General features: G+C 42.0%; 11 protein-coding genes. 7 read left to right on the top strand and 4 right to left on the bottom strand.

Going from position 1 to position 14,199, the window contains the following annotated elements; genetic code table 11:
* Window positions 1-20: 20 nt before the first annotated feature.
* The 3 genes from QI031_RS28085 to QI031_RS28095 all read right to left on the bottom strand — a co-directional run bounded on the left by QI031_RS28085 (window position 21) and on the right by QI031_RS28095 (window position 4,664).
* Window positions 21-1,244, bottom strand: a complete 1,224-nt coding sequence (locus QI031_RS28085) for a type II secretion system F family protein (RefSeq protein WP_281482844.1) — start codon at window positions 1,242-1,244, stop codon at window positions 21-23.
* 198 nt (window positions 1,245-1,442) lie between these two features.
* A complete protein-coding gene (locus tag QI031_RS28090; RefSeq protein ID WP_484832958.1) occupies window positions 1,443-2,594 on the bottom strand; it encodes a type IV pilus twitching motility protein PilT in 1,152 nt (383 codons plus the stop codon).
* Window positions 2,595-2,651: 57 nt separating this feature from the next.
* Window positions 2,652-4,664 carry a GspE/PulE family protein gene (locus QI031_RS28095; protein WP_281482846.1) on the bottom strand — a complete coding sequence of 671 codons (2,013 nt, stop codon included), beginning with the start codon at window positions 4,662-4,664 and terminating at the stop codon, window positions 2,652-2,654.
* Between the two features lie 530 nt (window positions 4,665-5,194).
* Here QI031_RS28095 and grpE point away from each other — a divergent pair.
* The 5 genes from grpE to rsgA all read left to right on the top strand — a co-directional run bounded on the left by grpE (window position 5,195) and on the right by rsgA (window position 11,276).
* Complete coding sequence (grpE, locus tag QI031_RS28100) at window positions 5,195-5,941, top strand: nucleotide exchange factor GrpE (protein WP_281482847.1); 747 nt, start codon at window positions 5,195-5,197, stop codon at window positions 5,939-5,941.
* 284 nt (window positions 5,942-6,225) lie between these two features.
* Window positions 6,226-8,187 carry a molecular chaperone DnaK gene (gene dnaK / locus QI031_RS28105; RefSeq protein WP_281482848.1) on the top strand — a complete coding sequence of 654 codons (1,962 nt, stop codon included), beginning with the start codon at window positions 6,226-6,228 and terminating at the stop codon, window positions 8,185-8,187.
* 643 nt (window positions 8,188-8,830) lie between these two features.
* Window positions 8,831-9,961 (top strand): molecular chaperone DnaJ, encoded by a 1,131-nt coding sequence (gene dnaJ / locus QI031_RS28110; protein ID WP_281482849.1) that lies wholly within the window; start codon window positions 8,831-8,833, stop codon window positions 9,959-9,961.
* Window positions 9,961-10,218, top strand: coding sequence for a sulfurtransferase TusA family protein (locus QI031_RS28115; protein WP_281486145.1), 258 nt, complete (start codon window positions 9,961-9,963; stop codon window positions 10,216-10,218). The genes dnaJ and QI031_RS28115 overlap by 1 nt, the downstream gene beginning before the upstream one ends.
* Window positions 10,215-11,276 carry a small ribosomal subunit biogenesis GTPase RsgA gene (gene rsgA / locus QI031_RS28120; protein ID WP_281482850.1) on the top strand — a complete coding sequence of 354 codons (1,062 nt, stop codon included), beginning with the start codon at window positions 10,215-10,217 and terminating at the stop codon, window positions 11,274-11,276. The genes QI031_RS28115 and rsgA overlap by 4 nt, the downstream gene beginning before the upstream one ends.
* A 61-nt stretch (window positions 11,277-11,337) precedes the next feature.
* On the opposite strand, the gene QI031_RS28125 is transcribed toward rsgA, so the two are convergent.
* Window positions 11,338-12,444 (bottom strand): saccharopine dehydrogenase family protein, encoded by a 1,107-nt coding sequence (locus QI031_RS28125; protein ID WP_281482851.1) that lies wholly within the window; start codon window positions 12,442-12,444, stop codon window positions 11,338-11,340.
* Between the two features lie 586 nt (window positions 12,445-13,030).
* Here QI031_RS28125 and QI031_RS28130 point away from each other — a divergent pair.
* Both QI031_RS28130 and QI031_RS28135 read left to right on the top strand, forming a co-directional pair.
* Window positions 13,031-13,480 carry a PIN domain-containing protein gene (locus QI031_RS28130; RefSeq protein ID WP_281482852.1) on the top strand — a complete coding sequence of 150 codons (450 nt, stop codon included), beginning with the start codon at window positions 13,031-13,033 and terminating at the stop codon, window positions 13,478-13,480.
* Window positions 13,481-13,649: 169 nt separating this feature from the next.
* Window positions 13,650-13,991, top strand: coding sequence for a helix-turn-helix transcriptional regulator (locus QI031_RS28135; protein ID WP_281482853.1), 342 nt, complete (start codon window positions 13,650-13,652; stop codon window positions 13,989-13,991).
* The last annotated feature ends 208 nt before the right edge of the window (window positions 13,992-14,199 follow it).

Genomic DNA, 14,199 nt, shown 5'->3' on the forward strand with positions numbered 1-14,199 from the left:
ATCCTTTATTTGCTCATTTCCTAGCCCAACTTTTCAAATACCTTAAACAAAGGCAGATACATGGCTAAAATAATCGTCCCAACCATGCCCCCTAAAACTACGATCATTATTGGTTCTAAAATACTAGTTAATGCTTTGACTGCTTGCTCAACTTCATCTTCATAAAAGTCAGCAATTTTCATCAACATTGCATCTATTTCTCCCGTTTCTTCGCCAATACTAATCATCTGAATTGCCATAGCAGGGAAAACTTGATCTTTTTGCAAGGCAATACTAATCATGCCTCCTTGTTGAATTTCTAGACGTGCTGCATCTATGGCATTTGCAACTACTTGATTTCCTGAAGTATCTCGCACAATTTCCAAAGAAGTCAAAATTGGTACACCTGAACGAGCTAAAGCTCCAAAAGTGCGACTAAAGCGAGCAACAGAAGATTTTTGAATCAAGTCACCAAACAAAGGCAATTTTAAAGAAAGACGGTCAACTGTTTCCTTTCCAACACGGGTTTTGTAGTACTGCTTAAAAGCAATATTTGCACCTACTAAAAAACCTACAATCCCTAAAGACCACCAACTTCTTAAAATGGTACTACAAGTCATCAAAAATTCAGTCAGAGCAGGTAATTCTGTTCCTAAATCTTTGAAAATACCAGCAAAAATAGGAATTAAAAAAACCGTCATCCCTACAAAGATAGCGGTAGCTAAAAAACCTACGACTGTTGGATAAGCTAGGGCTGATTTAATTTGATTTTGTAATCGAGCAACATCTTCTAATAACTTAGCGAGGCGATTTAGCACTTCATCAAGTACACCACCAACCTCACCAGCTTGAATCATGCTGACATATAATCCATCAAAACATTCAGGATGTTTACGCATAGAGTCAGAAAGGTTAACTCCGCTTTGAACATCGTTGCTAATATCAACTAAAGCTTGTTTTAGTTTAGAATTAGTACACTGATCAGCCAGTACACCCAGACTTCTGACAATTGCCACTCCTGCATTCACCAAAGTAGCAAGTTGACGAGAGAAAACCGCTTTTTCCTTAATAGAAACTTTGACGAAAGAATTTTGGATTTTTTGCAAGTCAAAACTTGCTTGAAAGCCCAAAGATTGTTTGAGATCTTGTACTACAAAACCCTGGTCTCTAAGATTAGTTCGGGCTTGTGCCAAAGATGGGGCAACAATTTTTTCTTTTCTAGATTTTCCTTGTGGGTCTCGAATACGAGCAACGTAAGTTGGCATAGATTTAAAAATTCAAAATATTCAAAAGTCTTGACTCAAGTCCTTAAAAAACAGGACTTACGCACAGGTAACGGAAAATAGAACCGCAAAGGACGCAATGCCTCCTCCTAACAACTTTTCGCTGCGTATGTGCGGTTGTGCGGTTCAAAAGTCTTTTATTCAACCACAGAGGCATAGAACAATAACAGAACAATTCATTTAATGTGCTTTAGCTGCCCCTACACCGGGTTTTGCACCTGCTTGTGGTGCGGCAGTACCAATCAGACGTTGAATTTCATCTGGTTTGGAAGTTTTAGACATTGCCGCTTCAAAAGAGATAGTTCCGGCTTTGTACAAATCAGCCAAAACTTTTTCTAAAGTCTGCATTCCCAATTTGCCACCAGTTTGAATTGCTGAGTAGATTTGAGATGTTTTACCTTCTCGAATCAAGTTAGAAACAGCGGGAGTTACAATCAGAATTTCTTGAGCCATTACCCGACCATACTCACCTGGTTTCGGGTTTTTCTTGGATACCAAAGTTTGGCTAAATACCGCCACTAATGAGTTAGACAACTGCACCCGCACTTGGGTTTGTCTTTCATGAGGGAAAACATCAATAATCCGGTCAACGGTTTGTGCAGCAGAACTGGTATGCAGTGTACCAAATACCAAGTGTCCTGTTTCCGCCGCCGAAATCGCCAAAGAAATTGTTTCCAAATCCCGCATTTCTCCCACTAGAATAATGTCTGGATCTTCCCGTAGAGCTGCTTTTAAGGCATTAGCAAAACTTTTAGTATCTTCACCCAACTGTCGCTGGTGGACTAAACTTTTGATGGGTTCATAAACAAATTCAATTGGGTCTTCTACTGTTAAGATATGCTCAGCTTTGGTGCGGTTAATCAAGTCAATCATGGCCGCTAGGGTAGTAGTTTTACCAGAACCAGTAGGCCCTGTCACTAGAATCAGTCCTCTGGGTTTATCTGACATTTCCCGCACTACATCTGGCAGACCTAATTTTTCAAAGTTAGGAATTTTAGAACTTAACGCCCGTAAACAAGCAGCATAAGCACCACGTTCTTTATAGACGTTGACCCGGAAACGAGCTAAACCTTTAACACCATAAGAACAATCCAACTCCCAAGTCTGCTCTAGGGTTTTACGCTGGGTATTGTTAAGCATACTAAAAATTAGTCTTTGGCACTGGTCAGCACTCAATACTTGGTCGCCTATGGGAGTGAGTTTGCCACTGATACGGAAGTAGGGAGGCAAACCTGCGGATAAATGTAAATCCGAGCCACCCATTTCAATCATCTGCTCCATCAAGTCTTCAATCATCATTTCCATAGTTCTATTTCCTTTGTTATTTGTCAGTTGTCAGTTGTCAGTTGTTTTCCCACTAACCACTGACAACTGACCAATTTTTATTGACTAATCTTGAAACCGAGATGTCATGCAATAAGGACAATCCAGCCATTCTGGTTGTAGTGTGGCATCACAAGTTCGGCAGGTTAGACCACTCTTGCGTTTGGCTTTTAGCTCGGCTTCTAAACCTGTGTCGGTAAACGTCACCCGTTCCACTTCTTCAAGGGTGGTAGCACCTTGACGTACTAAGTCCAGACTGTAGGCCAACAAGGTTTTCATGCCTTCTTCCACAGCTACTTCTTTAATGCGTTCTGTTGGTGCTTCTTGGTTGATTAAAGTTTGCAGGTTTTCAGTGACGCGCATGACTTCATAAACACCACAGCGACCTTTGTAACCAACGCCGTTACATGTTGGACATACCTGATTTTTGGCTTTAGCTTCCGCAATGCTTTCTAATGTCAGGCTGTTAGCTTTGTAGAAGGTTACTCCCACATCTTGAGAAGCAGATAGACCATAGCGAGCTAGTTCTTCCACCGTGGGGGTATAGGGAACACGGCAATCGGAACATACACGCCGCACTAGCCGCTGTGCTAAAACCCCAATCAGGGAACTGGAAACCATGAACGGTTCAATGCCCATTTCTCCTAGACGAGCGATCGCTCCTGGGGCATCATTAGTATGTAAGGTAGTTAATACTAAGTGACCAGTTAAAGCAGCCTCAATTGCTGTTTTTGCTGTTTCTTTGTCTCGCGTTTCACCTACAAGCAGCACATCCGGATCTTGTCGCAAAAATGCCCGCAACGCCGTCGCAAAATCCAGTCCTTTTTCCCGAATCACCTGTACTTGAGTAATCCCTGGCAAGCTATACTCAATCGGGTCTTCTACAGTACTAATATTAATTCCAGGATCATTCTTTTCAGAGAGCGCTGAATACAGTGAGGTTGTTTTCCCTGAACCAGTCGGTCCAGTTACCAAAATCAAACCGAAAGGTTTAGCTACCATATCCTGGACAATTTGTAAAGTCTCTGGATCGGTAATTAACTTATTCAATCCCAATTGAGTGGAGGAGTTATCCAAAATCCGCAGTACTACTTTTTCCCCGTAGCGACTGGGCAAAGTATTCACCCGGAAATCCACTTTACGTCCCTCAAACATCCGCCGAATACGTCCGTCTTGAGGTAAACGCCGTTCGGCAATGTCTAGGTTAGCAATGATTTTAAATCGAGCTGTCACTGCTGGGATGATTTTTTTCGGCAGGGGATCGAAAGCTTCACGCAATACCCCATCCTTGCGAAAGCGAATGCGTAAGTTTTCTTCTTGCGGTTCGATATGAATATCAGAAACCTTCTCATGCAAAGCTTTAGCCAGGATTCTGTTGACGAGGTTGATGACTGGGGCATCTTCTGCACCCTTCATTGCTGAACCAAGGTCAGCTTCCATTTCCTCAGGTGCGTCTTGGATATCAAGACTGCCGAGGTTTTCTAAGTCCTGATTAATATCTGTAAACTTTTCTTGTTCCAGATGTTTTTGCCGCACAGCCAACTCATCTAAATATTGATTGATCAGCTGTTGATAATCTTCTTGCGTAATCACCATGCGCTGCAATGCCAAGTTTTGGGGGCGCAAGATGCGGTTCAAATCATCCGAAGCTTCTAGATTATCCGGGTCGACCATTGCCACCAAAACGTATGGTGGGTTTTGGTCTTCATTTTTTGATAGTGGCACTAAGCGATGACGACGACAAATATCTACCGGGATCAGGGTTTCAATCAGGCTCCCCACCATCGTATTGCCAACGTCATTGACTTCCGGATCGAGAAATTCAACGCCGTATAGTATTTTAAGTTCAAATAGCTGCTGTTTCTTGTACTGCCTGAGGAACTCAGGTGATAGCTGCTGTCCGGTGAGCGACTCCAACACTTCCGTCAGGGGTCTGCCAGACTTGCGACTTTCAATCAGCGCCTGTCTCATTTGGTCGGTATTGACAAAACCAGACTGTACTAATTTGTTGCCGAAGGGCGAAAACTCTGTTCTTGTAGTTAGAGCGGTACTGCGCCGTTGTGGTGACGAGTAAGTCATAAATGAGCAATAATATGGGGAAAACCTCTGGTTAAAGTATTCCCAGGCTGAAGCACAAAATTTGCATTTACACTAGTAATTCATAGAAAGTGATGTTGGGCATGGGGCATGGGGCATTGGGCATGGGGCATGGGAAAAGACCACCAACTAGCTCCTAAATTTGTCTTAGGACTTACGCAAAACTAACGCAATTTCGTCATTACGAGCGATAGCGACGTAATCGCAAAAATCCTGCGATTGCTTCCCTACACTTCGTTTCGGTCGCAATGACAACTTGGGCTTGCGTAAGTCCTGTGTCTATGAAGATTTTAATTTTTAATTTTTAATTTTTAATTCCCCTAAACTCGTTCGGGTTCCCGCCCCAAAGGCATATATGCTAACGCGTTCACCATTTGTCACAATAAGAAGACGTTGATATCACTTCCAGAAAAATGTCGGTAAAAAATCAGCCTCACTTGTAAACCTTGCATAGCAACGGTTATAAGCTGTGGTGAAGTGCTGCCATAAATAGTGTCTGGAATGAATAGATAATGATGGATGAAAATAAACAAGTAAACAATATAAGCCAGCAATTGGGTGAACCAACAGAGGTAAAGCAAGTAATGATGAGTGACTCCCCAGCCCCAATAAACTCTAACGAATCTGGCAGCGAGGTTACTGAGCAAGTGGCAGCCCAAAATAATGTATCAGCAGATACGACAGTTACACAAGACGATAGCATCGCTGCAACTCAAAATGCTGAGGTAGAAACAGCAGCTTTGGCTGCATTGACTCAACAAATTGAGTCTTTAAAAACTCAACTAGAAGAACGCAGTACTCAATACATGCGGATTGCGGCAGATTTTGAAAATTACCGTAAACGCACACAAAAAGAAAAAGAAGAATTGGACGCACAGGTGAAGCGGAATACAATTCTGGAATTACTGCCAATCGTTGATAATTTTGAACGGGCGCGATCGCATCTTAAGCCTCAAAGTGAAGGCGAGATGACTATGCACAAAAGTTATCAAGGTGTCTACAAACAATTGGTAGATTGTCTAAAACGCATAGGTGTATCACCAATGCGTCCTGAAGGGCAAGAATTTGATCCCAACCTTCATGAAGCAGTAATGCGGGAACCTACGGATGAACATCCAGAAGGAACAGTGTTAGAAGAGTTAGTACGCGGATATTATTTGGGCGATCGCGTGCTGCGCCATGCAATGGTTAAAGTGGCTGCTCCTAAGGAGGATATGCCACCCGCACAGGAAAATCAGGCGAGTCCAGCTGATAGTTAAGCTGTAACTGCTCACTTTTTTGACCAACAGACCTAGGTTTTAGCTAAAGTGAGCAAGGAGCATATCTCTACAAGCAGACGGCTGTTGAGGTTGATTAAACTTTGGCAGCCTGTTTTTAATCGGGGATACGGTTCTCTAAACAGCAGCTAACCCTGGAGTAACTTTATGTATTTTAACTGTTGATAACAGTATTTACACGGTGGTTGACCTACGCTTTAAGCCCATACAAAAAAGATAGTCCGCGAAACATCACGGCATAAGCACTCAGTAAAAATACTGTAAGTATGGGAAAAGTTATAGGGATCGACTTAGGCACAACCAACAGTTGCGTCGCTGTTTTAGAAGGTGGTCAACCGATTGTGATCGCTAGTTCTGAAGGCGGACGAACCACTCCTAGTATTGTGGGATTTGGCAAGGGTGGCGATCGCTTAGTCGGTCAGCTGGCAAAACGCCAAGCCGTAACTAATGCTGAAAACACAATCTACAGTATCAAGCGATTCATCGGTCGGCGCTGGGATGATACTGATACAGAACGCGATCGTGTACCTTATGGCTGTGTTAAAGGTAGAGATGATACTGTAGATGTGCAAATTCGCGGACGTAACTACACACCGCAAGAAATATCTGCCATGATCTTGCAAAAGCTCAAGCAAGATGCAGAAAACTTCTTAGGTGAAACCGCTACTCAAGCAGTGATTACCGTACCAGCATATTTTACAGATGCCCAAAGACAAGCAACAAAAGACGCTGGTACGATTGCTGGGCTAGAAGTCTTACGGATCATCAATGAGCCAACCGCTGCTGCTTTAGCTTTCGGTTTAGATAAACAAGATCAAGAGCAGCTAATTTTAGTCTTCGACTTGGGAGGCGGTACTTTTGACGTATCAATCCTGCAACTTGGGGATGGAGTTTTTGAAGTTAAGGCTACTTGTGGCAATAACCAGTTGGGTGGAGACGACTTTGATAACTGTATCGTTCGTTGGATGATTGAATGCTTTCAGCAACAAGAAAAGTTAGACCTTTCTCAGGATAAAATGGCGTTGCAACGTCTGCGAGAAGCGGCAGAGAAGGCGAAAGTTGAACTCTCCAATATGGCGAATACTTCCATCAACTTGCCGTTCATCACCGCCGATGAAACAGGGCCAAAGCACATGGAGATGGAACTGAGCCGCTCTAAATTTGAAGAGTTGGCAGGGCATTTAATAGAAGCTACCATCGAACCGATGATCCAAGCGCTGAAAGATGCAGACTTGAAACCACAAGATATAGATCGGATTATTTTAGTAGGTGGCTCTACTCGTATTCCCGCAGTTCAAAATGCCCTGATCAAGTTTTTTAATGGCAAAGCTCCTGATCGTTCTGTTAACCCTGATGAAGCAGTGGCTTTAGGAGCTGCTATTCAAGCAGGAGTTTTGGGCGGTGAAGTAGATAACCTTCTGTTATTGGATGTCACGCCGCTGTCCTTGGGAATTGAAACTTTGGGAGAAGTATTTACCAAAATAATTGAACGCAATACCACAATTCCTACCAGCAAGTCTCAAGTTTTTTCCACAGCCGTTGACGGGCAAATTTCAGTAGAAATTCACATCCTCCAAGGTGAACGAGCTATGTCCAGGGATAATAAAAGTCTAGGCAAGTTTCTCTTGGCAGGAATCCCGCCGGCTCCCCGTGGTGTGCCGCAAATAGAAGTATCTTTTGAAATTGATGTCAACGGTATCCTCAAAGTTTCTGCCCAAGACAAAGGTACAGGTAGAGAGCAAAGCATTCGGATTACTAATACAGGTGGATTAAATACCAGTGAAGTAGAACGAATGCGGCAAGAGGCAGAAGTATTTGCGGAAGATGACAGAAGACGCAAAGAAGTAGTTGAACTGAAAAACCAAGCAAATAATCTTTTGTCTAGCTACGAATCTACCTTGAAAGATAACGGTAGCTTAATTGGCGAACAGATGAAAGTCTTAGCCCATGAAAAAGTTACACAACTCCAAGCCTTGATGACTAACTCTGATATTTCACTTCCAGAGTTTCAGCAGTGCTTAGATGATTTCCAACAAACTTTATTTGCTATTGGTGCGGATGTTTATAACCAAGCGAGTGAGCAAAATAGTGATGAATTTGAAGATACTTCAGATAATTTGCTGCCCTCAGACTTAGAGCATCCCATGAATGGAACCCTAATACCACAATTTAATTTTGATTTTGATGACGAAAGTACAGCACAGGCTGATTATGAAGCGATAGATTAGTGATTGGGCATTGAGAAGAGGAATTGGGGCAGGGTGCGGGGTGCAGAGGGGAATGAAGAAAAATTACCTCTTTCTCCTTTTATCCCTGCTCCCTGCCCCCTGCCTTTTCTTCCCCCTGCTCCCTGCCCCCTGCACCTTGTCCTCTTTCTTTTGCTCCCCTGGCTTGTTCCCCAGTCTTTTGTCATGATAAATATGGTTTTATACTCCAGCAGTTTGCTAGATTGTAAAAACGAACTGGTGTGGGCTATATAGTGTATCAATACAGATGCAATCAAATGTAATTAAATGTGTATGGGGGGTTTTCCACACCTATTGGTGCGGCTAGCCCCTCTGTTTTATCAACGGGGTTTTTCCATTCTACGTAGCACAATTGTAAAGGAGAGGGTTTTTGGCAGTGAAAAATCCAAGCGTCTGCTTCCTCTGCTTTTATCGTCTTCCACGAGTCAAGCACTTGTTGTCTAAAATTGGTTAATGATTTTTGTAAAAGGTAAAAGGTAAAATAAATTATTAATAAAAATTAACTTTGCCTTACTACCTAGTCTTTGTTAAGCTGCCTCTGGGTATTTACCAGTATTCGGGAACACCTCAGGCAATATATTGACTTAACTTCTGCTTTCTTCCTTTTAACTTTTACCTTTGCTATATGGCCAGCGACTACTACGAAATTCTAGGTGTCTCTCGTGATGCCGATAAAGAAGAAATCAAACAAGCCTACCGCCGTTTAGCCCGGAAGTATCACCCAGATGTGAACAAGGAACCGGGGGCGGAGGAACGCTTTAAGGAAATTAACCGCGCTTATGAAATCCTTTCTGAGTCGGATACCAGAGAGCGTTATAACCGTTTTGGGGAAGCAGGTGTCTCAGGTGGTGCTGGCGTAGGCTTCCAAGATATGGGTGATATGGGCGGCTTTGCCGATATCTTTGAAAGCATTTTCAGTGGCTTTGCTGGTAGTGGTGTAGGTGGTCAAACGCAAAGACGGCGCAGCGGCCCGGTGCGTGGTGATGATCTACGCTTAGACTTGAAGTTAGACTTTCGAGAAGCGGTATTTGGCGGTGAAAAAGAAATTAGAATTTCACATTTAGAAACTTGTGAAGTTTGTAGCGGATCTGGTGCTAAACCAGGAACTCGTCCCCGTACCTGTGCAACTTGTACTGGCTCAGGTCAAGTCCGCCGTGTCACTAGAACGCCTTTTGGTAGTTTCACTCAAGTTTCAACTTGTCCGACTTGTAACGGTACAGGCATGGTAATTGAAGATAAATGTGACGCTTGTGATGGTAAAGGCACTAATCAAGTAACTAAAAAACTCAAAATTACTATTCCAGCAGGTGTTGATAATGGTACGCGTTTGCGGATTTCACAAGAAGGGGATGCAGGGCAACGCAGTGGCCCTCCTGGAGATTTGTACGTTTACTTGTTTGTGAATGAAGATGAAGAGTTCCATCGAGATGGAATTAACGTTATTTCAGAAATCAAAGTTAGTTACTTACAAGCCATTTTAGGCTGCCGTTTAGAAGTAAATACAGTCGATGGGCCAGTAGAGCTAATTATTCCCGCTGGAACCCAACCCAATACGGTAATGAAGTTGGAAAACCGTGGTGTACCTCGCTTGGGAAATCCTGTGAGTCGGGGGGATCACATGTTGACAGTGTTAATTGATATTCCCACTAAGATCATCCCAGAGGAAAGAGAGTTGCTAGAAAAACTGGCTAAAATTAAGGGAGACCGTACTGGTAAGGGTGGTCTAGAAGGATTCTTGGGAAATTTGTTTAAGTGATGCAACCTTCTTCCTTATTAACTCCTGATGCTCAACTCGATTTGCGTGGCACTCCCTGCCCGATTAATTTTGTCCGAACAAAACTACGTCTAGAGCAAATGTCGCCCGGAGGTTTACTGGAAGTCTGGTTAGATGCTGGAGAACCAATTGAGCAGGTTCCTGATAGCTTGACAATGGCAGGTTATCAAGTAGAAAAAATTACAGATTGCGTTGGCTATTTTTCTTTGTTAGTACGCCATCCTGTAATTACCTCATGAAAGTTTTTCCTGATGGGCAGTTGCTAGGTACAGTGTTAGCTGTACAAGCAAATTTTTACAAAGTTCAACTAGATGTAGACGACAAAGAAATAAATGCTTGTTTTCTTTTATGTACCCGTAGAACACGCCTAAAAAAAATTGGCCAACAAGTGATGGTGGGCGATCGCGTGGTCATAGAAGAGCCAGATTGGTCTGGAAGACGCGGGGCGATCGCTGATGTTCTCCCGCGTCAAACTCAGTTAGATCGCCCACCAATCGCCAATACTAACCAAATCCTGCTGGTTTTTGCTGTTGCTGAACCACCTTTAGAACCTTATCAATTGAGTCGGTTTTTAGTGAAAGCTGAGTCTACTGAGTTAGATGTACTTTTATGTCTGAATAAAAGCGATTTGGTTTCGCCAGAGGTACAACAGCAAATTTGCGATCGCCTACTTGCTTGGGGCTATCGACCGCTGTTTATTAGTGTCAAAAATCAGATCAATATTGACCAAGCGGCTAAATATTTGAGCAATAAAATTACTGTCATTGCTGGGCCTTCCGGTGTGGGTAAATCTAGCTTAATTAATACGTTGATTCCCCATGCTAACCTGCGCGTGGGAGAAGTTTCTGGTAAGTTAGCTCGTGGTCGCCATACCACCCGCCATGTAGAATTATTTGAATTGCCTCACGGTGGTTTATTAGCAGATACTCCTGGTTTTAATCAGCCTGACTTAGATTGTACCCCAGAAGAATTAGTCTATTATTTTCCAGAAGTTAAAGAAAGATTAGCGGTTGGTAGCTGTCGCTTTAGTGATTGTCTGCATCGAGACGAACCCGATTGTGTAGTGCGAGGAGATTGGGAACGCTATCAACATTATTTAGAATTTTTGGACGAAGCGATCGCTCGTCAAACTCAGCTACACCAACAAGCTGATCCAGAATCAAACATGAAATTAAAATCTAAAGGCAAGGGTCAAAGTCAATACGAACCAAAGCTAGAAAGTAAAAAATATCGTCGAGTTTCTCGTAAAACTCAATTGCAAGCGTTACAAGATTTGTATCAGGAAAGTGAAGACTAAGAATTTGGGGCATAGAGCATGGGGCTAGTCTGTATAGCCGCGATCCAATCGCAAGGTATTTCTAAAGCCAATGATGATGAATTTTAATTTTTCGGCTTTGCATTGCGTATTCAAATAAATCTGTTGATAGTGCTTCTTCTACTGGCCAAACTCCTGGTTTTTTGAGTTTTCCTTCTAACAGTAATTGGGCAATACTTCCCGTTCCACAACCAGAAGCCACCGCTGTATTTTCATGGACTAGAGTTGAACAATAAACAGCTGTTGCACCATTTTTTAGCCCTGTAACTTCTGAACGTACTGCTACCCCAATACCACTAAAACGATTAGTGATATCTGTCATAAAGTGGCTGACATAAGATAAAAACTCAATTGCCCTATGCTGCTGCATTAATTGTTTGGGAAAAATGTGGGCTGCAATCCATGTCAGGTGATTGTAAAAATCGGGAATAGAACCAAATTTAGTAATAACAGTTTTAATTGATGGGAAAGCGTGGGGCAGTGTAAAGGTTTCTGGCATATCAAACCAGTAAACCCCACTGCGTCCATAGGGGCATGGAAACTCAATTATTTCTCTTTCGCTGTAAGGCTTGATTGTTTGCCACTTTTCATCTATCCATGCCACAAAAGGATGTTGCAATCCTAAAAAAGTTGTTCGCATAACTGTGACACCAGCACCACCAGAACCAGAAACTAAATAACTGAGATGAATTTTTTCTGCTTGATCAAATTGCTCGACACCTTGACGTACCATACTATTAGAAATACCAGGAAAAATCCCTGTATTAACAATTGCTGTCACCCCAGCAACTGCGGCTTGTTCACGATAATTTACAGCCTTGTTGGTATAAGAACGGTGGTCGCTGACATCTAGATAGTTAACGCCTTGTTCTATGCAGAGTTTGAGAACGTTAGCGTCTCGGTAATGAAATGGCCCTGCACAATGAATGACTAAATCAGAGTTAGCGATCGCTTCTTGCAGTTTACCAATTTCTGCTAAGTCTAAAACCAAATACTTGATTTTTTCTCCCCCAGACAAGCTTACATCCCTGCCTATTTCTGGGGAACGTCCAGTAATCGTAATTTGTGCGTGGGTGTGAGTGGCTAAATCCTCAGCAACACTGCTACCAATCCGTCCCCGTCCTCCAAGAATTAAAACGCGGTCTGTCATTACTCCGACATGGGTAACACCAATCTCATTTGACCAGTTTTATGTTCTGTTTGTCATCGGTAGCAAGTATGACTTGCTAGTTAATCAAGGAGGACTTAGAAATTATTCCTAGGTTAGATGCTTATATCCCCGACTTCTTTAAGGATACAGCTGGCGAATAGGGGGTCAGACCCCTCAAAAATAACGCAGTTAGAGAATAATAGAGCAATAAGTTGGCTTGCCTCAAAAAGGTGCAGTAGAATACCGCACCTTTTTGAGCATGAAAATTAAAGACCAAAGCACAAGTAAGTGTACCGGGACAAAACTGTTGCTGAAAAACTGCTTTATTAAGTAAGTCGGGGAGAATAAATTAAACTATGTTAACTAATCTAAATTTAGCTCGTAGTAAGGACTTTAGTCCTAAGAAAAGGGCTAAAGCCCTCACTACAAACATGAAATTTTTTGCATTCTTCTACTTAGTTTCAAGAATTTAGCATCTTATCCGAAATATTGTTCCTTCAGATTGTAGTGAATGATATCCAATGTCCATTTTAAATACAGAGGCTACCTTGCCAGCTAAATTTATTAGTCCATAAGGGGAGTTAAAGTGATCAGGATTTTAATAGATGCTGATTTCATTCTAGAAGCTTTGATGAATCACAATGAATTTGCAGAAGATGTCAGAGAACTATTGGACAGAGTACATCCATCAATTCAGATATATTTAACAGATATTGGCTGGGAAAAAATTTATGCTTATGTTACTCGTTTAAAAAATAGTAAAATTGCTGAAATTGTAGTTGATTGGTTACAAGAAAAAATTCAAATTTGTGTTGTTGATCAGATTATCCTTTACAAAGCGCGATCGCTACCTCTGCATGATTTTGAATCTGCTGTAGAGCTAGTCTGTGTTAGTCATCAGCAACTAAATGCAATTGTCACCCATAAACAAGCAGATTTTGCAGATATCCAAAATAAATTTTGGGTTTGGTCAATAGCAGACTTATGGTTACGTGCAAATCTAGAGACTCAGTTACAAGCAAGCATATCTATTTAGTTACGTGTCAAGAAATTTCAGTCAAGATTGATTACTAGCAATAAACATTGTATACAAAACAATTTAACCAAATTTATTGAGTGTATCAAAAGTTTTTTAGTGATTTTTTGGGCGCTGGTTTTTTTGGTGCTAGGATCTACGACTATAGATAGATAAAAGTGCTATAGCTGTGAAACACAAGCCAAAACCAAGGATCGCTTTGCTTCGTGAGAAAGCAGGGCTAACCCAGCTTGAATTGTCACGTCTTGTGGGCGTGACTGAAAGCACTATCCAAAACTGGGAAAGCGGTAGAACCGGAACAGACCATATTGAAAGAATCGTTAGATTTTGTAAAGCTTTAGATTGCCAAGTACAAGATCTAATTGAGTATGTGAACGAGTCATCAACAGAATCTACAGCCCAACACAGTTCATTAAATGAAATACATCATTTATTAGGTACTGAAGAGCCAATTCAAACTACTAATCCTGATGCTGAAATTACTCAAAAAGGAAAAGCTAAAAGCAGTTAAATAAAGATATAAAGCTTCTTGGTTGTATGCAATATCCTCAGGAATTACATACACGTAACAAAGAATCTAACCGCAGAGTACACTGAGGACGCAGTGAAACAGCGCTACGGCAAGGTTCCCGACCTAGGCGACTTGTTCTCTAAAGGGGTTCTCGTACTCCTACGGAAAAGCAAGCTACGCAGAGCGTCCCGAATAAATGATTTACAGC

Origin of the sequence: Halotia branconii CENA392 (assembly GCF_029953635.1) — a bacterium.
Classification (GTDB): domain Bacteria; phylum Cyanobacteriota; class Cyanobacteriia; order Cyanobacteriales; family Nostocaceae; genus Halotia; species Halotia branconii.

What these genes read in the sequence shown, in the direction of transcription:
- grpE (WP_281482847.1), top strand. Translation starts at nt 5,195, where the DNA reads ATGATGGATGAAAATAAACAAGTAAACAATATAAGCCAGCAATTGGGT.
- QI031_RS28125 (WP_281482851.1), bottom strand. Translation starts at nt 12,444, where the DNA reads ATGACAGACCGCGTTTTAATTCTTGGAGGACGGGGACGGATTGGTAGC.
- dnaK (WP_281482848.1), top strand. Translation starts at nt 6,226, where the DNA reads ATGGGAAAAGTTATAGGGATCGACTTAGGCACAACCAACAGTTGCGTC.
- QI031_RS28115 (WP_281486145.1), top strand. Translation starts at nt 9,961, where the DNA reads ATGCAACCTTCTTCCTTATTAACTCCTGATGCTCAACTCGATTTGCGT.
- rsgA (WP_281482850.1), top strand. Translation starts at nt 10,215, where the DNA reads ATGAAAGTTTTTCCTGATGGGCAGTTGCTAGGTACAGTGTTAGCTGTA.
- QI031_RS28085 (WP_281482844.1), bottom strand. Translation starts at nt 1,244, where the DNA reads ATGCCAACTTACGTTGCTCGTATTCGAGACCCACAAGGAAAATCTAGA.
- dnaJ (WP_281482849.1), top strand. Translation starts at nt 8,831, where the DNA reads ATGGCCAGCGACTACTACGAAATTCTAGGTGTCTCTCGTGATGCCGAT.
- QI031_RS28095 (WP_281482846.1), bottom strand. Translation starts at nt 4,664, where the DNA reads ATGACTTACTCGTCACCACAACGGCGCAGTACCGCTCTAACTACAAGA.